Genomic DNA, 19,729 nt, shown 5'->3' with positions numbered 1-19,729 from the left:
TGCGCGCCACTCCGCGCGGGTGGCGCCGGGTCAGTCGCGCTGACCGGCGACGCCGAGGAAGCGGATGAAGACGGCGATCCACCCGAAGATCAGCGCGAAGACGATGATCTCGAACGCGGTGAGGGAGAAATAGCCCACCGCGGGCACGAACAGGATCACCGACAGCAGCGTCGCCCCGAGGAAGGCCCACGACGAGACGAAGTAGGTGCGCGGCATCCCTCTCAGCAGGATCGGGCCGCTGATGAGCAGCACCAGGAACATCGCCGCCATGCCCGAGGCCGACAGGTTGTGGAGGACGAGGTTCACGTCGACGGGGAAGATGCCGACACACGCGAGCATCACGCCCATCACGACGAACAGCGCAGGAACGACCTTCGCCCCGCGGCGGTGGGTGAGAACGCCCGCTTCGGCGAGCGCGCTCATGTCGTTGGCGATATAGACCGCGAACGTCGTCACGAGCAGGCCCCCCGCGATGAGCGTGCCGTTGAAGACCCAGCTCGACAGGTTGTCGAAGGTTCCGAGCTGGCTGAAGTGCACCATCCACCACTGCGGATCCGGTGTGGTCACCATGGCGGTGAGCGTCCCGATCACGATGAACGCCATGAGCAGCGACGACATGCGCTGCGTCGTCATGCGCGACACCGATAAGTACACGACGTATGCCGTCAGCCCGAGAGTGACCGTCATCAGCACGACGGCCCAGAACACGATGACCGGAAGCCCGATGAACCCGAGGGCGAGCACACGGTACAGCGCGTACGTCGCGAGGAATGCGAGCACGGTGTGCACGATCACGACCGAGATCGTGTTCACCGTGAACTTCCACGAGGGAAGGGTCCGTCGCCACTCCTGACCCGGCTGATTGCGCGTGCGCCAGTATCCGGCGGCCGAGACGACCGCGGCGACGACCGCTGAGCCGCCGGCCGCCCAGAGCGCGAACGGGTCGTCGCCCGCCAGGCTGAGCGAAGGGACGACGAGCGCGACGACGAGGCCGTAGAGCGCGCCGAGGACGCCGGCACCGAGTGCGAGGTAGACCGCCTCGGACTCCGTGCGCCGAGTGGGGACCGGACCGGGGCCGTCGACTGCGGCCGCCGTGCGTGGCGAGGTCATGGCGTCAGTGTAGGACGGCGGGATGCCGCGTCCTCGCGACGCGCGCGGGGGATGTCGCGCGTCGGTGCCGGGCGCTGAGCGTCAGCCGGCGCGGTGCAGCCAGGGGCGCAGCAGGCGCGTGACCCGGGGCAGCACGACGTAGGTCATGATCGGCGTCAGCAGCAGGGTCGCGAAGAGGACGCGTACGACAAGAGGCCAGTCGCCGAAGCCGGGGACGAAGCCGAGCAGCCATGAGGCGAGAAGGTTCGTGGGGAAGAAGCCGAGCCAGATCGCGACGGCCTGCTTCCAGCGAGGCGGTGCTGCGGGGATCGGCTGCTGGATCGGGCCGGTCGAGGCAGCGGCATCCGATCGCTCTCCTGATACAGGGCGCTCGACGTGAGTCGCGAAGGAAGCGTCGAACCAGCCCTCGATGCCGGTGCGGCGCTCGACGCGGACCTCACTCGCGAATGCGCGGCCCGAGTCGAGCCACCATTCACGCTGGGGTGACTGCTCCCACGCTTCGAGGGTCGGGATGTCGCGGAACCGGTAGAGCATGTACCAGAGGTCGCTCCCCTCGCCGGCCCTGACCCAGCCCGAACCGAGGAAGCCGGTGAAACCGGTCGCGAGATCCGTACCGGCCTGCATCCAGCTTGTCGCTTCGACAGTGCGGGACGGGTCGATCCGCCGTTCGATCGCGACGGTGATGGGGTGGGCCACGGGTTCTGCCATGTCGTCCATTCCACACGATCGGCGGGCGCCATCGCGGCCTCCTCGGTGAACGTGGACTCCTCGGCCGGGTGCGCGCATGCGGCGAGCACGCGCGGCAGCACGATCAGCCACGCGCCGACGGAAGCGAAGCCGAAGAACTCGAAGCAGGCGAGGGTGATGACACCGGACGTGAGCAGAACCATCCCCGAGGCGAGCAGGGCGACGCAGCCGCTCGACGCCACGCGGAACACGCGGGTGAAGCCGGGGATGCCGAGGCTCCACGCCACGATGGCGAGGAGCGAGAGGCCGAGCCCGGCCGCGGCGAGGTCGTGCAGCTCGGTGCTGACTGTGAGGGGGATGAGGCCGACGACCGTGAGGTGCAGGCCGGCCGAGACTACCGACGTGCGGAAGGCCCGGGATACCAGGCGGTGGGTGGTCCGGGGGAGGACGGTGACGACGACGACGCCGTAGGTGGCGAGCAGGAATCCGGCGATGATCGCGGTGGAGTTGAAGACGTGGGCGGAGAAGTCATCGAACGTGCCGAGCTGCGAGAAGTGCAGCTGCCACCACAGCGGATCGCGGGTGGTGAGCACGGCGACGAGCACGCCGACGACGAGCGCGCTGATGGCGCCACGGCTGAAGTGGTGCGCACCATGAGGCGGGTGCTCCCGTGCGGAGAGCACCCCTGTGGTCTGTGTGGCGCTTGAGCGCTCAGGCGGTGCGAGGAGGGTCAACGTACTCACGTTCTCTATGTGCGCCGATACTCCGAACACGCCGACCCCCCAAGCCGTACGCCTCGGAGATCGCCGCGCTAACGCGGACTTGATCCCCAGATCGCGAATGAACCGCTGGGCATATGATAACGCCCTGTACATGAGAACCTGCAAGGTGTGTGGTTTTCCCACCGGCGAGTTCCCAGACGCTTCGGGTAATCTCGACACGTCGGCTCTGGACACCGCGCGGTGCGCGCGGATGGGTTTGTGAGTCCAAGGGGCCGATGGTGGAGACGACTCCGTCTCGACGACCATCCATCGAATGGCCCCCGGCCGACGACAGTCCGGGTTACTCCCCGCCGCCAGCGCGGCGTCGCACGCGTGCGATCTTCAGGAGCGCTGTTCTCACAGAACAACCCAGAAGGACACCACCATGCCCAAGAGCAAGAAGCCGGCCGGCGGCCGCCCCGCCAAGAACTTCGAGCCGCGCTACGCGGCCAAGTCGAGCTACCAGGACCGCAAGCGCCGGCCGGGAGATGCGTCCGCCGGCAAGCCCGGCAGCAAGAGCCCGAGCCACCGCGGCTACCGGCCCGAGGAGTCGACGGATGCTGCGCCCAAGCGCCGCTGGTCTGCTCAGGAGCGCGCGGGCCGCGACCAGGCACGCGGCATCCGCACCCACTCGGGCGCCGGTCGTGACGACCGCGCCCGCCGCGACGACCGTCCGGCCCGTGCGTACGATGACCGGCCGAAGCGTTCGTACGACGACCGTCCGAAGCGTTCGTTCGAGGATCGTCCGGCCCGTTCGTACGACGACCGTCCGCGTCGCGATGACCGCAGCGGACGCCCGGCGCACCTTGACCGCGTCGACCGCGATGACCGCCGGTCGTTCGGCGACGCCCGCCCGTCGTACCGCCGCGATGACCGCCCGGCTCGCTCGTTCGACGACCGTCCGCGCCGCGATGCCCGTCCGGCTCGCTCGTTCGACGACCGTCCGCGTCGCGATGCCCGTCCAGCTCGGTCGGATTGGAACGCGCCCGCCCGCACGGCTGCGCACGAAGCACACGTCGACGTCGTGCACGAGCGCCTGCAGGCCGAGGCCGTGCAGGCCGGCGAGGTCGCCGATGTGACGTTCGCAGACCTGGGTCTCGGCGACAACATCGTCCGTACGCTCGCCGACCTCGGTGCGGCGACGCCGTTCCCGATCCAGGCCGCCACGATCACCCCGATCCTCGAGGGCAAGGACGTGCTCGCTCGCGGCCGCACCGGCTCGGGCAAGACGATCGCCTTCGGGGCTCCGCTCGTCGAGAGCGTCCTGCGCTCGCAGGCGGGTCAGCGTCGTGAGTTCGGCCGCGCGCCGAAGGCCCTCATCCTCGCCCCCACACGCGAGCTCGCCCTGCAGATCGACCGCACGATCCAGCCGATCGCGCGCAGCGTCGGCCTCTTCACCACGCAGATCTACGGCGGTGTGCCGCAGGGTCGCCAGGTCGGTGCGCTCAGGAAGGGCGTCGACATCATCATCGGCACCCCGGGCCGCATCGAGGACCTCGTGAACCAGGGCAAGCTCGACCTGTCGCAGATCCGCATCGCGGTGCTCGACGAGGCCGACCACATGTGCGAGCTGGGCTTCCTCGAGCCGGTGCAGCGCATCCTGCGCCACACGGCGGAGGGCAGCCAGAAGCTGCTGTTCTCGGCGACCCTCGACCGCGAGGTCGCCGCGCTGGTCGACGAGTTCCTCGTCGAGCCTGCCGTCTACGAAGTGGCCGGCGAGGATCAGGACTCCGGCACCATCGACCACCGCGTGCTCGTCATCGAGCACCGCGACAAGGGCGAGATCCTCGAGTCGCTCGTCGAGCGTGACGGCAAGACCCTCGTCTTCGCCCGGACGCGCGCGTACGCCGAGATGCTCGCCGAGCAGCTCGACGACGCGGGCATCCGCGCGCTCGCGCTGCACGGCGACCTGAACCAGGCCAAGCGCACGCGCAACCTCGAGCGCCTGACGTCGGGCCGGGTGCAGGTGCTCGTCGCGACGGACGTCGCGGCACGCGGCATCCATGTCGACGACATCGACCTCGTGGTGCAGGCCGACGCTCCCGACGAGTACAAGACGTACCTGCACCGCTCGGGCCGCACGGGCCGTGCCGGGCGCTCGGGCACCGTCGTCACGCTGATCACCCGTCAGCGCCGACGTCGCATGACGGAGCTGCTCGACCGCGCGGAGATCGACGCTCCCTTCGATGAGGTGCGTCCCGGCGACGATCTGCTCGAAGAGCTCAGCGGTCGCCAGCTGTCGAACGTCGACGCGTAAGCAGCAGCGCCGACAAGGCCCGATCCCGCACGGGGTCGGGCCTTTCGCACGCTCCGGGCGCGCGTCAGGCGCCGGCGGGCACGCGTCCGATCCGCGCGACCACGTCGGGGTCACCGCCGAGCGCCCGCAGGCGCGTGCGCAGTGCGGTCGCGGCACGCTCGTACGGCTCGGGGCTGCCGTGCAGCAGTGAGCGCGTGTTGGCCGCCTCGAGGAACGAGACCGCCTCGAACGTCAGCTGCCGCGCGTCGTCGAGTCCGGGCAGCTCGCCGGCATCCATCGCGCGCTGGATCGAGAGTGCGAGGTAGTCCTCCCACTCCATCGACGCTGCGACGACGGCATCTCGGATCGGCCCCGGCTTGGCGTCGTACTCGACCGAGGTGGCCGCGAAGAAGCAGCCGCCGCGGAACACGCGATCGTCGGAGTAGGCCAGCCACGCCCGGATGAGCGCGCAAACCCGCGTCAGTCCGTGCCCGGACTCGGCACGTGCCGGGGTCACGACCCGGTCGATGAAGACCTCTCGCGCGGCGGCGACCGTGGCGAGCTGCAGCTGCTCCTTCGAGCCGAAGAGCGTCGCGACCCCGCTCTTGCTGTGGCCCGCGGCATCGGCCAGTCGTCCGATGGTGAGGCCCTCGAGCCCCTCTACCGATGCGGTGTCGATCGCGTGCGCGAGGATCACGCGCCGCGATTCGTCGCCTCGCACGCGGCGGCCGTCACGTTGCTCTTGCGCCATGTCGACAGGTTACCGTACGATCGTTCGTATTCATACGTACGACCGTTCGTACATCTCCCTCGGATCGGAGCAATCGTGGATCTCGCACTCTCGACGGCCGGCGCCTTGGTGCGCACGGGCGGCCGTCTCTCGCCCGAGCTCGGCGCGGCGGTCGCACTGCCCTTCTTCGCTCGCATCGCGCGCACCCGCCCGGTCAACGCGGGTGCGCAGGACACGATGTGGGCCGCCCGTCGCTCGACCGTCCGCATCCCGGGACTCACACGGCGCGGAGTGGACGTGGTGGTCTACGAGTGGGGCGCCGGCGACGACGTCATGGTGCTGGCCCACGGCTGGGATGGGCGGGCGAGCCAGTTCGCCGTTCTGGTGCGCGACCTTGTCGCCGAGGGGTACCGCGTTGTGGCGTTCGACGCTCCGGCGCACGGCGACACGATCGCGCGCGGAAGCTACCTGATCGACTGGCTCGACATCCTCGAGGCGATCCGGCGTCGCTTCGGCCGGTTGCACACCGTCGTCGGCCACTCGTTCGGCGGTCTGGCGACGCTCGTGGCCGCAGCCGATGGGCTGCTTGTCGACCGGGTGGTGACCGTGGCGGCTCCGGCGGACGCCGACCTGTTGCTGCAGCAGTTCCAGGCGATGCTGCGCTTCGACGACCGCACCGCCGCCGCGTTGCGCGCGCACTTCGCCGAGCACTACTTCCCGGGGCATCGCGATCCGTTCGCACGGCTGTCGCCGGCGCGCCGGCCCCTGCCTCGCGGCGTGCGACTGCTCGCCGTCCACGACGAGGGCGACCGCGTCGTGCCGTTCGGCGAGCTCACGCGTATCACTGACGCCAACCCCGCAGCCGAGGTCGTCGAGACGCGCGGTCTCGGCCACAACCGCGTCCTGGAATCGGACGTGTTCCTCGACGCCGTGCTGGAGTTCGTCGCCGTGCCCGTGACCGTGCCGGAGCCTGCTCAGGCGGAGGCCGCGGCTCAGTTCTCCCGCCCCTAGAAAAGTCGCGGCTCGGCGACGGCCGCCGCAGACGCTCGCCCGCGCGAGGTCGTGACGATCCCCGACGCCCGGGCGTCCGCCCGAGCGGCGAGTCCCGAGACGGGGGTGCCCCGCGGGTGGTCGTCCTCGGCTCGGCCGTCGAGGCCGTGCACCCGCAGCAGGGGGCGCACGCGCTTCGCGAGCCAAGCGCGATACGCCTTCGGAGCGTTGGCGGACGCGCCGGGGTACAGCCCGAGATACGACGACACGAGTTCGGGATGCTGCTGCTCCAGCCACTGCATGAACCACTGCTTCGCGCCCGGCCTCAGGTGCAGCGCCCCGTAGACCACGCGGGTTGCGCCGGCCGCTTTGATGCGAGTGAGGGCGTCGTCGATCGCTGCGATCGAGTCGGTGAGATGGGGGATGATCGGCATGAGGAACACGGTCACGTGGAAGCCCGCCTCGGTCGCGGCGCGCACGGTCTCGAGCCGCGCGGCAGCGGTCGGCGTTCCGGGCTCGATGAGGTGCTGGAGGGCGTCGTCGAAGATCGCGATCGACATGGCGATCGATACCCGGACGGATGCCGCGGCCTCGCGCAGCAGCGGCAGGTCACGGCGCAGGAGCGTGCCCTTGGTGAGGATCGAGAACGGGGTTCCCGACTCGGTCAGCGCGCTCACGATGCCGGGCATCAGCTTGTAGCGGCCCTCGGCGCGCTGGTACGGGTCGGTGTTGGTGCCGAGCATGACCGGCTCGTGCGCCCAGGAGCCGCGGCGCAGTTCCTTCTCGAGCACCTCGGCGACGTTGATCTTGACGATGACCTGACTGTCGAAGTCGCGGCCTGCATCGAGCTCGAGGTACTCGTGTGTGCCGCGGGCGAAGCAGTTGTGGCTCACGACGCCGTTGGCGATGAAGTCCCCGGTCGACGTCGTGATGTCGACCATGTCGACGGTTTCGCCGAGGTCCTCGATCGACACGATCCGCAGTGGGGCATCCGACTTCACGGCAGCCCCGAGAAGTGCGAGCTTTCGCGTGATCGCCGGCTGGACGAGTTCGAAGAATCGTCGGCGCTCGGCGTGGCCGCCGCGGAGCCGCACGGACGTGACGCCGTTCGGTCGGATGGGCTCGATCGCGACGTCGAAGTCGTAGGCGACCAGCGCGTTGTGTATCGCCGCGATCATCTGAGGATCCTTGTTCGAGATGCGCAGAATCCCCTGGCTGCAACTCCCCTCCGCATCGAAGACGCCCGCCAGGAGGCCGCGGCGCCAGTCCGGCGACGGGTCTTGCGGCCACGACACCAGAGACGTGATGGCCTCATAGTCAGCGGCGCGCGACGTGAAGATCGCGTCCATCGCTCGACGGTTCGCGGTGGCTTCGGCGAAGACGCGAGTGTTCGTCGTCACTCCGCTCCTCGCGAGGTAGCGCCGCGATCGGTCCAGAGCCTCGGTGTCGGCGAGCGCCAATCGGAAGCGGTGGGCGATGTAGGTCCCACGGCCGTTGGTGCGCGGATACTCGCGCTTGAGCATCATGGCATCGCCGCGGATCATGCCCGTCAGATAGCCCGTGCGATACGCCGGGGACTCGGAGTGGTCGATGGCCGTCGGGCCCATGCCGAAACCCAGCAGCTTGTTGTTCGTCGTCAGGAACGGCCGCTGAGGCGAGCCGCTGGGCGCGGGCCGCACATACTTCCAGCCGCGCTCCGTCAGGAATCGGTGGTCAGCGCTCGCGATCAGCTCGGTGCCGTCCGCGAGCCGCACGCGGTGAGCGCGCTTCCGTGTAGACCACTTCGCAGAGACGGTCGCGGCGGTGTATCGCCGGTACGAGCCTTCTCGCTGGGTCCCGACGACCATGTCGCCGACCGCGAGGTCTCGCAGCGCTTTGCTTCGGCCGTCTGCCATAAGGATCATCGTCGACGGATCCAGGCAGTACACACAGGCATGACTGCATCCGCGATAGGGGTTCACGGTCCAGTCGAACGGCATCGCCGACGCGCCGGGAACGTGGTTGAGCGCGGTCTTGCAGAGGACCTCGTGGAACGTCACCCCGGCGAACTCGGGTGTGGTCACCGATTGGACGAGGCCGTTCAGGTGCTCGAGGCCGGGCAGGGCCGCGGCATCCGCCACTCCCAATTCCTGCCCCTGCCACCTCATCCATCAATGGGAACAGATGTTCGAGAGTATGTCAACAGCGCGCACCGCGCGATCGAACACCGCACAGCCGTGGTCGCGCCTCCCTGTGCCGGGCGCCGACTCGGGTGAGAATGGCATGGTGACGGCGCCCGGTTCGTCCGACTCCCCGGTTTCTCGTCGTGCCGCCAGAGAGCAGCGCGAAGAGGCTGCTCGGCGCGCCCGCAGGACGGCGCCCGAGGGACTCGGGGGATTCGTCCTTCCCGAAGACGAGGACGCGCCGCCCGTCGCGCGCGCGCCGGAAGCCAGTCCCTTCCTCCTGCCCGCCGAGGTCCGCGCGGCCGTCGCCCAGTACGGGTCGCCGGCCACACGCGCGACGTCGCGCTCGCGGGTCTCTGCCCAGCCGGGTGCGCTCCGGCGCAGTCGCCGGACCGAGCCGATGGTGCGCGAGAGCGCTCGACGAGCGGCGCGGGCCGAGCGACTGCTGACCGCCGACGGCGCCGAGGGTCCCCCGTCGCGGCATGTTCGTCCGCGGTTCGCGCGCGGCGGCGTCGCGCTGCTGATCGCGGTGGGCGGCGCCCTGCTTCTCGGGTCGACCGCAGCCGTGACGGCGCTCGTCTCGGGAGGCACGCCGGATGTCGCGGCCCAGGCGCAGCTGCTGTCCGACGCGCCACCGTCGGTCTCGGCCCTTCCGGTGCCGGTCGTGAAGCAGATGCAGGTCGCCGCGGACATCTGTGGCGTGCCCGAGGTCATGAGCGCCCTCGAGGCCCACGACGACGCCGGCGCGATCACGGCGGCGGGCGGTGCCGAGTCGTTCCGCTCCGCGGTCGCCGAGGGCCGGGCGAGGTGCGTCGACCTCGGAGATCCGACGCGCGTGTGGACCGTCGTCAACAAGGCGCGTCCCTACTCGCCCGTCGACTACCGCCCGACGGGACTCGTCATGCCCGACGGTGTGCGGAGCATCGAAGGCGGGGCACTCCGGTCGGACGCGGCATCCGCGCTCACTGCCATGGTCACCGCGGCGCGCGAAGCCGGCGTCGGCGAGATCGCGCTCGAGAGCGGCTTCCGCTCCTACTCGACGCAGCAGGGGAGCTACGGACGCCACGTCGATCAGCGGGGCCAGGACGGCGCCGATCTGGTGAGCGCGCGGCCGGGTCACAGCGAGCACCAGTCGGGCCTCGCCGGCGACGTCGTCGCCTGCGCGGGTGGCTGCGGCACGCTCGACGACCTGGCCGCGACGGCGCAAGGCGCGTGGATCGTCGAGCACGGGTGGGAGCACGGCTGGATCGTGCGGTACGTCGCGGGCGCGACCGGCGTCACCGGCTACTCGCCGGAGCCGTGGCACCTGCGGTACATCGGCCCCGAGCTCTCGCGGGCGTACCACGACGGTGGATGGACCTCGCTCGAAGAGTTCTTCGGGCTCGAGCCCGCCCCCGGCTACGTCGGCTGAGTCGCGTTCGACGCCGCTCGCGGGCACGGTGAAACGGCCGGTCCGGGCCGGTTTGAGGCATCCCACAAACAGCGGTACCCAGTTTCACGATCCTTAGGACGCGATCTCACAGACGCCCCGATCTCACCGCGCGTGGCCTTTATGATCGAGTCGAGCCACGGGTGAGCGGCACGACCGCGCGCCGACGACATGCTCGAAGACGAGAGGAAGGCGCACATATGGAGCGCAACATCTACGACGAGGACCACGACGCGTTCCGCGACGTCGTCAAGGAGTTCATCAAGCGCTACGCGTCCGACGAGAAGCGCAAGCAGTGGGATGCCGCGGGCGAGATCGACCGCGAGACCATGCTCGCCGCGGGCCAGTCCGGCATCATCGGGCTGTCGGTTCCGGAGGAGTTCGGCGGCGCGGGCATGCTGCAGGACTTCCGCTTCCGCTCGATCGTGCTCGAGGAGACGATCGGTGCGGGCCTCGGGTCGCTGGCCGGTGCGCTGGGCATCCAGGACGACCTCGCGATTCCCTACATCGTGCACATGGGCACCCAGGAGCAGAAGGAGAAGTGGCTCCCCGGCATGGCGACCGGCGAGATCCTCGGCGCCCTCGCGATGACCGAGCCGGGCGCGGGCAGCGACCTGCGCGGCATCAAGACCACCGCCAAGAAGGTCGACGGCGGCTACATCGTCAACGGTGCCAAGACGTTCATCTCGTCGGGCAAGACGGCCGACATCGTCGTGACGTTCGTCAAGACCGGCGAGGGCAACCGTCCCGACGCGTTCAGCCTCCTCATCCTCGAGGACGGCATGGAAGGCTTCGACCACAGCAAGAAGCTCGAGAAGATGGGCTTCCACGGCTGGGACACCGCCGAGCTCTCGTTCAGCGACGTGTTCGTGCCCGAAGCCAACCTCATCGGGGGCAAGGAAGGCCTCGGCTTCATCCAGCTCATGATGAATCTGCCCCTCGAGCGCCTGTCGATCGGTGTCGCGGCCGCTGCTGCCGGCGAGGCCGCCTTCAACTGGACGCGCGAGTATGTGCTCAGCCGCGAGGCCTTCGGCCAGCCGATCGCCGACTTCCAGAACACGCGCTTCAAGCTCGCCGACATGGCGACCACCGTCGATGTGATGTGGGCGTACAACGACCGCGCGATGATGCTCTACAAGGACCAGAAGCTCACGGCCGAGGAGGCCGCGAAGGTCAAGTTCTGGTCGACAGACCGCGAGTGGGAGCTGCTCGACATCGGCGTGCAGCTGCACGGAGGGTACGGCTACATCACCGAGTACCCGATCGCCCGTGCGTTCCTCGACGCCCGCGTGCACCGCATCTACGGCGGCACGAACGAGATCATGCGCGACCTCGTCAGCCGTCAGATCGTCGGCAAGCGCTGATCGCAGGCTGACGACGCGGTTCCGGATGCCGCGGCCCGGCCCCTCTCGAAGGGCTCGGGCCGCGGCATCCGTCGCCTGTGCCCTCTCACGTGGCTTCCCGGCCGGGTCGGGGCATCCGGATGCTCACCTGTCGCGAAGTGCCGCCCCGCTCGGCACTTCGTGACAGGTGAGCCGGGGAGGGATGGGATGCTGGGGCCCGGCGCTAGGCGAGGCCCCAGGGGAACAGGGCCCAGAACAGCCCGGCCGAGACCACCCAGAAGAGCACGACGAACACGGCGTCGCGGCTGCGGAACGGCACGAGGTGACGCTCGGTGCGGTCGGGGTGCGCGCCGAACGCGCGCGCGTCCATCGCCAGAGCGACCCGCTCGGCGTGCCGGATCGCACCGGCCATGAGCGGCACGATGTATCCGAACCACCGGGCGATGGCGGCGAACGGCCCGCGGCCGCCGTGGGCGCCGCGCACGCGGTGCGCCTGACGGATGACGTCGAGCTCGTGCCCGAACCGCGGCACGAACCGGAACGCCGCGAGGGCCGTGTAGCCGATGCGGTACGGCACGCGCAGCTGCTGCACCGCTGCCCGCACGAAGTCGGGACCGGTCGTCGACAGCCCGACGAGCAGGGTCAGCGCCACGATCGCCGCGATGCGCAGCCCGGTCGCGAGGCCGACTTCGAGCGCTCCGCCGTACAGGGTCCATGACCCGATCTGCCAGACGACGACCGACTGGTCGACCCTCGCGGCATCCGCCCACACCGAGAAGCCGAGGCCGACGACCGCCGCGGCCGCAGGCAGCGCCACGAGGATGGCCGCGAGGCGTCCGGTGAACGTCACGCCGATCAGCAGGATCGCGTAGCTGAGCGCGAGGAAGGCGAGCGGGGTCGCGGCATCCCGCACGAACACCAGCAGCACCATCGCGGGCAGCGGCGCGGCGATCTTCGCCAGCGGATTGAGGCCGTACAGGAACCGCACGGGCGAAGCGGTGGGGCGCTCGGCGTAGGGGTCGATGCCGCCGCGCAGCGTCTGGGCGGCCGAGAGCGGCTCGGTCGCGCTCATGCCGTGCCTCCCCTCGCTGCGGGAAGGTCGGCGAGACGGGCGATGCCGGTGAGTTCGGGATGCCGCTCCAGGCCGAGCAGTGCTCGCTGCAGCGGCGGCAGGCGAAGCCCCGCACCCTCGATCAGCTCGGCGTCGGCGAACACGTCGGCGGTGGGGCCTGCGGCGCGCACCCGTCCGTCGGCGAGGATCACCGTGCGGTGGGCGTACTCCGTCACGAGCTGCATGTCGTGGGTCACGACGACGATCGTCGTGCCGTCCTCGTTGAGCTCGCGGAGCAGAGTGAGCAGTTCGTCGGCGCGGGCGCGGTCCTGGCCGAACGTCGGTTCGTCGAGCACGAGGACGGGCGCGCCGGCGACGAGGGCCGTTCCCACCGAGAGACGCCGCTTCTGGCCGCCCGACAGCAGGAACGGGTGCGTGTCGGCCTTGTCGTCGAGTCCGAAGCGCACGAGCAGCTCCATCGTGCGGCGGCGGACGTCGTCGTCGGCGAGGTGCTGCCGGCGCAGGCCGTGCGCCACCTCGTCGAAGACGGTGTGCGCGATGAACTGGTGCTCGGGGTTCTGGAAGACGAAGCCGATGCGGGCGGACAGGGTGCGCGCGTCGACTCGGCCCACGTCGACAGCGCCGACGCGCACCGTCCCCTTCGGCGGCGGTACGACACCCGCGAGCGCCTGGATGAGGCTCGTCTTGCCGGCGCCGTTCGCCCCGACGATCGCGACGAACTCGCCCGCGGCGATGTCGAGGTCAATCCCATGCAGCGCCTCGGTGCGCCCGCGGCGGAGCGTGAGGCCGCGCACCGAGATGAGCGGGGTCGGGGCGGGGCGGTTCGGCGTCCCGTTCGCAGGAACGGTCGGCGGAGAGGGGGCGTTTCGGCCCGGTTCCGCCCTGTCGGCGGGATCGGTCCTGCGAACGGTACGCGCGGCGGGATCAGCGCCGGCGGCGGTGTCCGCGGCGGGATCGGCGGCGGCGGGGTCCAGGGCATCCGGGGGCGCGGGGGCCAGGGCATCCGGGGCCGCGGAGTCAGGTGCGTCGGCGGCGTCGAGGCCCGCCCGCAGTTCTTCGGGCGACAGCGGCAAGTGGTCGAGCGCGTACCCGGCCCGGCGCAGCCGCAGCGCGGCTATGGCCGACACGGGCAGCCACACGCCCATCGCGTGCAGCTCTTCGGCGCGCCCGCGCAGCACCTCGTCGACGCTGCCGTCCGCCGCGACGCGTCCGTCGTGATCGAGGACGACCACGCGGTCGACGAAGCCGACGGCGGCGTCGAGGTTGTGCTCCACCAGCAGGATCGCGCGGTCGCCGTCGGCGACGAGGTCGGCGAGGGCCGCGTAGACCTCCTCGATGCCCTGCGGGTCGAGGTTGGCGGTCGGCTCGTCGAGCACGAGCAGCGGCGAGCCCATCGCCAGCGCGCAGGCGATCGCCAGCCGCTGCCGACCCCCGCCCGAGAGCCGGTCGGGGTTGTCGCCGCGGCGCTCCCACAGCCCGACGCGGCGCAGCGCGGCCTCGGCCCGGGCGAGCACGTCGGCCACCGGCATCCGCAGATTCTCCGGGCCGAAGGCCACCTCGTCGAGGAGCGTGCCGGTCACGAGCTGCGCGTCGGGGTCCTGGAACACCATCGCGACGTGCCTGCTCAGCTCCGCGACGGGCGTCGTCGCGGTGTCGAGACCGGCGACCTCGATCGATCCGCCGAGGTCGGCAGGCACGGCGTGGGGGATCAGTCCGTTGAGCGCGAGCGTGAGTGTCGACTTGCCCGAACCGCTGGGGCCGAGCAGGAGCACGACCTCCCCGGCGGCGATGTCGAAGGTGACGGATGCCGGCACCGCCGCCTTCTCACCGTCATATGTCACGGCGAGATCGCGGATCCGCACGAGGGGGCCGCCGGAGCCCGCCGCGAGCGCGGCGGAAGGGTCGCGCTGTGGTGCGGTCACGGGGCTTCCTGGCGGAGTGGACTAAGTGTCTCCTAACTTAGTCGACCCTAACCCGAGCGCGTACCGATCGGTCAGCGCGTGCGGGGTCGCGCGACGCCCGCTCGGCGCAGCGCGCGCCCGACGCCCAGGCCGACGGCGGTCCAGGCGACGGGCCCGAGCACCGACAGTATGAGGTACAGGATCTGCGCCCACAGCGGCATCGCGCCGAGGTGGGCGGCGAAGAAGACAGCGAGCGCGACCACGACGCCGATCACCAGGGCTGAGACGAAGAAGCGCCACGGCGCCCACGAGCGATAGCGCACGAGAGCGGCGACGAGCTCTTGGATGCCGCCGAAGAGGATCGCGGTGCCGATGTACTGCCCCGCGTAGATCGGGGCGATCGCGATGCCGACGAGCGCCGCCACACCGTGCGTGATCAGCGCGACCCACGGCAGGCGCAGCGCCTCCTGGGCGATGATGCCGGGAAGGACGTGGACGCCGAGCACGAAGCCGTAGACGATCGGGAGGGCTGCCAGGACGGGGATGGTGATCCACCCGGCGATGCCGCCGAGGACGCCCGTCGCGACGCCGATGGCGGCGCAGGTGAGCAGAACGCTCGTCGAGAGTCGGGTGTCGGCGGCCACCAGCCCAGCGTACTGTCCGCCGGCCCGGCCTTCGTCCGGTGATCAGACCCGTCGGCGACGTCGGGTGAGCCGCACCGCGGGCAGCGGCGGGGCGGGGATGCGCTCGTCGCCGTGGTCCACGACGTGCCCGAAGCGCTCGCCGCCGGCTTCCCACGCCTCGCGGGCCTCGACGATCTCCTCGTGGGTGCGGCCGACGAAGTTCCACCACATGACGATGTCGTCTTCGAAGGGCTCGCCGCCGAGCAGGAACAGCGTCGCGCCGCCCACGCTCGACACATCGACGTGGTCGCGGCGGAGTCCGAGGTACAGCAGGTGCGCGTCGTCGAGGCCGATGTCTCCCTCCGTCTCGGTGTGCACGGCGAGGTCGCCGTCGATGCCGACGAGTGCATGCTCCCATTCCGGCTCGAGCGGCAGACGCAGGCGCGAGCCCGCCGGTACGCGCACCTCGGCTCCGACGATCGGGGAATAGGTGGTGGCGGGCGACGCGGTCCCGGCGAACTCGCCGAGCACGACGGCGGCTGCCCCGGCGGCGCCGGACTCGGCGGCGAGGACGACCTCGGGGAGGACGCTGTGCTGCTCGAACGCCGGTGCGCCGTGGCGGCGGGACTCGGGGAGCGCGACCCAGAGCTGCAAGGCATCCAGCGGGGCGGCATCCTCCCCGCGCGAATACTCGGAGTGCGCGATGCCTGCACCGCTCGTCATGAGATTGAGCGCGCCGCGGCGCACCATCACGTCGCTTCCGATCGAGTCGCGGTGGCGGACGTCGCCCTGGAACGGCCACGTGACCGTCTGCAGTCCGATGTGCGGGTGCGGCTCGACGCGCATGCGCGTCACCTGCGGGCCGAAGCGATCGAGGAAGCACCACGCTCCGACGAGGGGCAGGTCGCGCTGCGGCAGCGCACGTCGCACGGACATCGCCCGCACTCCGCCCAGCGGCACCTCGCGGGCCTCGAGCAGCAGGGCCCGTGGTCCGTCGTCGCCGGATGCCGATTCCTGCGCCTGGCCGACGGCAGTGGTCACCGCTTCGTCGGCGTCGAGCCTCGTCATGGCGTGCGGGTCATTCCGGGTGCGGCTGCGCGGGCCACTCGATCGTCAGGCCGGGGACGTCGTTCTCGTGCAGGTACTTCGCGACGACTGGGCAGTGGGGCACCACCGTCTCCCCGCGCGCAGCGGAATCCGTCATCGCCGCGGCGACGACCGCCTGTGCGAGCCCTCGACCGCGGAACGCGGGGTCGACCTCGGTGTGCGGGTAGAGATAGCGGCCCCGGCGGTCCACGCGGAACTGCGTGAATCCGGCGAGCACATCGCCGACGTGGACTTCGTAGCGGGAGTCCTCGTCGTTGCGGACAACGGTGATCTCGTCAGTGGAGGCGGGCATCGGCATCCTTTCGTCGTCTGTCTCAACGTAGGCGGGGGCACCGGTGTTCCGCCACCGTGAACAGAGCTCGGGGGCCTCGCGCCTCAGCCCGACGCGGCCTGGCAGACTCGGGGGATGCCCCTCTCGCTGCTCGACGCCGTGCCGCGCGGCGCAGACGACGACGCCGTCTATCTCGGGTTCGTCGAGTGGGCAGCCGACCGCGGTCTGACGCTGTACCCCGCCCAGGACGAGGCGGCGATCGAGATCGTCTCGGGATCGAACGTGATCCTGTCGACGCCGACCGGCACGGGCAAGTCGCTCGTCGCCGTCGCAGCGCACGCCGCTGCCCTCGCCCGCGGCGGGCGCACCTACTACACGGCGCCGATCAAGGCGCTCGTGAGCGAGAAGTTCTTCGCGCTCGTCGACATCTTCGGCGCGGCGAATGTGGGCATGGTGACGGGCGACTCGTCGGTGAACGCCGACGCCCCGATCATCTGCTGCACCGCTGAGATCCTGGCGAACCTCGCGCTGCGGCGCGGAGCGGACGCCGTCCCCACGCCCCCTCCAGGCGCCGCTGACGCGGCGGCTGGAGCCTCCGGGCGCGTGGGCCCAGTCGACCAGGTCGTGATGGACGAGTTCCACTACTACGGCGACCCCGACCGCGGGTGGGCATGGCAGGTGCCGCTCCTGCTTCTGCCGCGCGCACAGTTCGTGCTGATGTCGGCGACGCTGGGCGACGTGACCGCGATCGCCGACGACCTCTCGCGCCGGACCGGCCGCCCGACCGCGCGGATCACCGGCGTCGAGCGACCGGTGCCGCTGCACTTCTCGTATGCGCGCACGCCCGTGCACGAGACGGTCGAGGAGCTGCTGCAGACCGGGCAGGCGCCGGTGTACATCGTGCACTTCTCGCAGGCCGCGGCGATGGAGCGGGCGCAGGCGCTCTCGTCGATCCGCGTGGTGTCCCGCGAACAGCGGGACGAGATCGCCGAGGCGATCGGGGGCTTCCGCTTCACGACGGCGTTCGGCCGCACGCTGTCGCGCTACGTGCGCGCCGGCATCGGGGTGCACCACGCGGGGATGCTGCCGCGCTACCGGCGCCTGGTCGAGACGCTCGCACAGCGCGGCCTGCTCCGCGTGATCTGCGGCACCGACACCCTGGGCGTCGGCATCAACGTGCCGATCCGCACCGTGCTCGTGACGGCACTCGCCAAGTACGACGGACAGCGGATGCGGCAGCTCAGCGCCCGCGAGTTCCACCAGATCGCCGGCCGCGCCGGCCGTGCCGGATTCGACACCGCCGGGACCGTCGTCGTGATGGCGCCCGACCACGAGATCGAGAACGCGGCCGCCCTCGCCAAGGCCGGTGACGACCCGAAGAAGCTGCGGAAGGTCGTGCGGAAGAAGGCGCCCCAGGGCTTCGTCAACTGGAGCGAGGCGACGTTCGACCGGCTCGTCGAGGCCGAACCCGAACCGCTCGTGCCGCAGCTTCAGCTCACCGCCGCGATGCTCATCAACGTCATCGCGCGCGGTGGGAAGGTGTTCGAGAACGTCCGTTCGCTCGTGCGCGACAACCACGAGCCCCGCGCCCGCCAGTTCGAACTCGCCCGGCGCGCGATCGCCATCTTCCGCACGCTGCTCGCCGCCGACGTGGTCGAGATCCAGCCGGACGGCACGGTGCGCCTGACCGTCGACCTCCAGCCCAACTTCGCCTTGAACCAGCCGCTGTCCCCGTTCGCGCTCGCCGCGATCGGGTTGCTCGACCCCGAGGAGAAGCCGGGCGGCGCCGGTACCGGCCATTACGCGCTCGACGTGGTGAGCGTGATCGAGGCGACGCTCGACGACCCGCGTCCGGTGCTCTCGCAGCAGCAGTTCCTCGCGCGCGGCGAGGCCGTCGCGGCCATGAAGCGCGAGGGCATCGAGTACGACGAGCGCATGGAACTGCTCGAGGACGTCACCTATCCGAAACCCCTTGAGGAGCTGCTCGCCCAGTCGTACGAGGTCTTCGCCTCGAGCCAGCCCTGGGTGCGCGACTTCGAGCTCAGCCCGAAGTCGGTCGTGCGCGACATGTTCGAGCGCGCGCTGTCGTTCGCCGAGCTGATCAACCACTACCAGCTCGCCCGCAGCGAGGGCCTGGTGCTGCGCTACCTCAGCGATGCGTACCGCGCCATCCGTCAGACCGTGCCCGCCGAGGCGCAGACCGAGTCGCTCCACGACCTCGTCGCGTGGCTCGGCGAGCTCGTGCGCCAGGTCGACTCGAGCCTCGTCGACGAGTGGGAGGCCCTGGTCAACCCGCACGAGGACCCGACCACCCCGGTCGTGCCGCCCGCACCCCCGTCGGTGCTCACCAACCGGCGCGCGTTCCTGGTGCTCGTGCGCAACGAGCTCTTCCGCCGGGTGCAGCTTGCGGCCCTGCAGCGCGACGATGCGCTCGTCGAACTCGACCCGGACGTCGACTGGCCGGCCGCGCTCGATCGGTACTTCGACGAGCACGACGAGATCCTCACGGGCGGACCGGCCCGATCGCCGAGCCTCGTGACGATCGATGAGACGGATGCCGCGGCATCCGGTGTCTGGAGAATCGAGCAGACGATCGACGATCCCGAGGGCAACCACGACTGGCGCATCCGCGGGGTGGTCGACCTCGCGGCGTCCGAGGAGGAGGGTTCCGCCGTCGTGCGGATCACCGAGGTGCTGAGGCTGTAGCGACGCCTGCTGAGCGGCGGGGTGCGGGTTTCAGCCGCGCCGAACCCCTCTCCGGCCGGTGCCTCCGTGGCGCTTCGGCGGCGGTTGAGCGGCGGGGTGCCGGGTTCAGCCGCGCCGAACCGCTCTCCGGGCATTGCCTCCGCGGCACTTCGGCGGTTGGGGACCGGGGCATGGGTCTCAACCGCGCCGCCTTGCAGTGCGCGGGTGCGCGGAGGCGCAGCTCGGCGCGGTTGAAGTGGCGGGGTCGGGGCTGGGGCTCGGGGCTGGGGTCGGGGTCGGGGTCGGCATCCGTCCCCTGCGCCCTTGTCCAGAACAGGAGTTCTGGGCAACGCCGGGCGTTGGCGTGCCGCAACATCGGAGATCAGCGCCGACACGCCGGGGTGCGGCATCCCACCCCGGCGTGTCGGGCACGATCTCCGATGTTGCGACGGGAAGCGGGGGTCGAGGCGGTCGGGCTGGGGTCGGGGTCGGCATGTGAAGAGCGCTGGGCCGCGGCATCCGTCCCCTCCGTCTCTTGCCCGAAACAGGAGATCTGGCCGGCGCAGGACGTTTCTCGGCGGATCGTCCTGTATGCGCCAGATCCCCTGTTTCGGGCAACGGG

The 19,729-nt window shown here is 70.7% G+C and carries 15 protein-coding genes; 6 read left to right on the top strand and 9 right to left on the bottom strand.

The features are described 5' to 3' along the window. Window positions 1-30: 30 nt before the first annotated feature. Entirely contained in the window at window positions 31-1,110 is a 1,080-nt protein-coding gene (locus ACFC1W_RS05250) for a DUF998 domain-containing protein (RefSeq protein WP_375989467.1), read from the bottom strand. 81 nt (window positions 1,111-1,191) lie between these two features. Further along, window positions 1,192-1,827 (bottom strand): antibiotic biosynthesis monooxygenase, encoded by a 636-nt coding sequence (locus ACFC1W_RS05245; RefSeq protein ID WP_375989464.1) that lies wholly within the window; start codon window positions 1,825-1,827, stop codon window positions 1,192-1,194. Window positions 1,828-2,126: 299 nt separating this feature from the next. Between ACFC1W_RS05245 and ACFC1W_RS05240 the strand changes: the two genes are divergently transcribed. Further along, window positions 2,127-2,504, top strand: a complete 378-nt coding sequence (locus ACFC1W_RS05240; protein ID WP_375989462.1) for a hypothetical protein — start codon at window positions 2,127-2,129, stop codon at window positions 2,502-2,504. A gap of 439 nt (window positions 2,505-2,943) precedes the next feature. Then, window positions 2,944-4,815, top strand: coding sequence for a DEAD/DEAH box helicase (locus ACFC1W_RS05235; RefSeq protein ID WP_375989460.1), 1,872 nt, complete (start codon window positions 2,944-2,946; stop codon window positions 4,813-4,815). Window positions 4,816-4,879: 64 nt separating this feature from the next. Here the strand turns inward: ACFC1W_RS05235 and ACFC1W_RS05230 are convergent, their stop codons facing one another. After that, on the bottom strand, window positions 4,880-5,545 hold the full coding sequence (locus ACFC1W_RS05230; RefSeq protein ID WP_375989457.1) for a TetR/AcrR family transcriptional regulator: 666 nt from the start codon (window positions 5,543-5,545) through the stop codon (window positions 4,880-4,882). A 75-nt stretch (window positions 5,546-5,620) separates the two neighbouring features. Between ACFC1W_RS05230 and ACFC1W_RS05225 the strand changes: the two genes are divergently transcribed. Next, window positions 5,621-6,535, top strand: coding sequence for an alpha/beta fold hydrolase (locus ACFC1W_RS05225; protein ID WP_375989454.1), 915 nt, complete (start codon window positions 5,621-5,623; stop codon window positions 6,533-6,535). Here the strand turns inward: ACFC1W_RS05225 and ACFC1W_RS05220 are convergent. After that, window positions 6,532-8,661: an intein-containing Rv2578c family radical SAM protein gene (locus ACFC1W_RS05220; protein WP_375989451.1), complete on the bottom strand. Its 2,130-nt coding sequence runs from the start codon at window positions 8,659-8,661 to the stop codon at window positions 6,532-6,534. The genes ACFC1W_RS05225 and ACFC1W_RS05220 overlap by 4 nt on opposite strands. A gap of 115 nt (window positions 8,662-8,776) precedes the next feature. On the opposite strand from ACFC1W_RS05220, the gene ACFC1W_RS05215 reads away from it, so the two are divergent. Beyond that, window positions 8,777-10,087, top strand: a complete 1,311-nt coding sequence (locus ACFC1W_RS05215) for a M15 family metallopeptidase (protein ID WP_375989448.1) — start codon at window positions 8,777-8,779, stop codon at window positions 10,085-10,087. Window positions 10,088-10,305: 218 nt separating this feature from the next. After that, window positions 10,306-11,469 (top strand): acyl-CoA dehydrogenase family protein, encoded by a 1,164-nt coding sequence (locus ACFC1W_RS05210; RefSeq protein WP_191765180.1) that lies wholly within the window; start codon window positions 10,306-10,308, stop codon window positions 11,467-11,469. A gap of 202 nt (window positions 11,470-11,671) precedes the next feature. On the opposite strand, the gene ACFC1W_RS05205 is transcribed toward ACFC1W_RS05210, so the two are convergent. The 5 genes from ACFC1W_RS05205 to ACFC1W_RS05185 all read right to left on the bottom strand — a co-directional run bounded on the left by ACFC1W_RS05205 (window position 11,672) and on the right by ACFC1W_RS05185 (window position 16,443). After that, window positions 11,672-12,520 carry an energy-coupling factor transporter transmembrane component T gene (locus ACFC1W_RS05205; RefSeq protein WP_375989445.1) on the bottom strand — a complete coding sequence of 283 codons (849 nt, stop codon included), beginning with the start codon at window positions 12,518-12,520 and terminating at the stop codon, window positions 11,672-11,674. Next, a complete protein-coding gene (locus ACFC1W_RS05200) occupies window positions 12,517-14,442 on the bottom strand; it encodes an ABC transporter ATP-binding protein (RefSeq protein WP_375989442.1) in 1,926 nt (641 codons plus the stop codon). The genes ACFC1W_RS05205 and ACFC1W_RS05200 overlap by 4 nt, the downstream gene beginning before the upstream one ends. Window positions 14,443-14,513: 71 nt before the next feature. After that, window positions 14,514-15,065, bottom strand: coding sequence for an ECF transporter S component (locus tag ACFC1W_RS05195; RefSeq protein ID WP_375989439.1), 552 nt, complete (start codon window positions 15,063-15,065; stop codon window positions 14,514-14,516). 42 nt (window positions 15,066-15,107) lie between these two features. Next, on the bottom strand, window positions 15,108-16,112 hold the full coding sequence (locus ACFC1W_RS05190; RefSeq protein WP_375989436.1) for a pirin family protein: 1,005 nt from the start codon (window positions 16,110-16,112) through the stop codon (window positions 15,108-15,110). Between the two features lie 10 nt (window positions 16,113-16,122). Continuing rightward, entirely contained in the window at window positions 16,123-16,443 is a 321-nt protein-coding gene (locus ACFC1W_RS05185) for a GNAT family N-acetyltransferase (protein WP_375989433.1), read from the bottom strand. Window positions 16,444-16,557: 114 nt separating this feature from the next. Here ACFC1W_RS05185 and ACFC1W_RS05180 point away from each other — a divergent pair, with 114 nt between their 5' ends. Beyond that, a complete protein-coding gene (locus ACFC1W_RS05180; RefSeq protein WP_375989430.1) occupies window positions 16,558-19,128 on the top strand; it encodes a DEAD/DEAH box helicase in 2,571 nt (856 codons plus the stop codon). Window positions 19,129-19,729 lie beyond the last annotated feature (601 nt).

It is taken from the genome of Microbacterium sp. NPDC056003, from assembly GCF_042274785.1.
Lineage (GTDB): Bacteria > Actinomycetota > Actinomycetes > Actinomycetales > Microbacteriaceae > Microbacterium.
This window is presented reverse-complemented; position numbering and strand designations above follow the sequence as displayed.

Bases quoted from the DNA above. Each gene is read 5' to 3' on its own strand.
- ACFC1W_RS05185 (WP_375989433.1), bottom strand. From the start codon at position 16,443: ATGCCCGCCTCCACTGACGAGATCACCGTTGTCCGCAACGACGAGGAC.
- ACFC1W_RS05250 (WP_375989467.1), bottom strand. From the start codon at position 1,110: ATGACCTCGCCACGCACGGCGGCCGCAGTCGACGGCCCCGGTCCGGTC.
- ACFC1W_RS05180 (WP_375989430.1), top strand. From the start codon at position 16,558: ATGCCCCTCTCGCTGCTCGACGCCGTGCCGCGCGGCGCAGACGACGAC.
- ACFC1W_RS05190 (WP_375989436.1), bottom strand. From the start codon at position 16,112: ATGACGAGGCTCGACGCCGACGAAGCGGTGACCACTGCCGTCGGCCAG.
- ACFC1W_RS05230 (WP_375989457.1), bottom strand. From the start codon at position 5,545: ATGGCGCAAGAGCAACGTGACGGCCGCCGCGTGCGAGGCGACGAATCG.
- ACFC1W_RS05205 (WP_375989445.1), bottom strand. From the start codon at position 12,520: ATGAGCGCGACCGAGCCGCTCTCGGCCGCCCAGACGCTGCGCGGCGGC.
- ACFC1W_RS05235 (WP_375989460.1), top strand. From the start codon at position 2,944: ATGCCCAAGAGCAAGAAGCCGGCCGGCGGCCGCCCCGCCAAGAACTTC.
- ACFC1W_RS05215 (WP_375989448.1), top strand. From the start codon at position 8,777: ATGGTGACGGCGCCCGGTTCGTCCGACTCCCCGGTTTCTCGTCGTGCC.
- ACFC1W_RS05220 (WP_375989451.1), bottom strand. From the start codon at position 8,661: ATGAGGTGGCAGGGGCAGGAATTGGGAGTGGCGGATGCCGCGGCCCTG.
- ACFC1W_RS05210 (WP_191765180.1), top strand. From the start codon at position 10,306: ATGGAGCGCAACATCTACGACGAGGACCACGACGCGTTCCGCGACGTC.
- ACFC1W_RS05245 (WP_375989464.1), bottom strand. From the start codon at position 1,827: ATGGACGACATGGCAGAACCCGTGGCCCACCCCATCACCGTCGCGATC.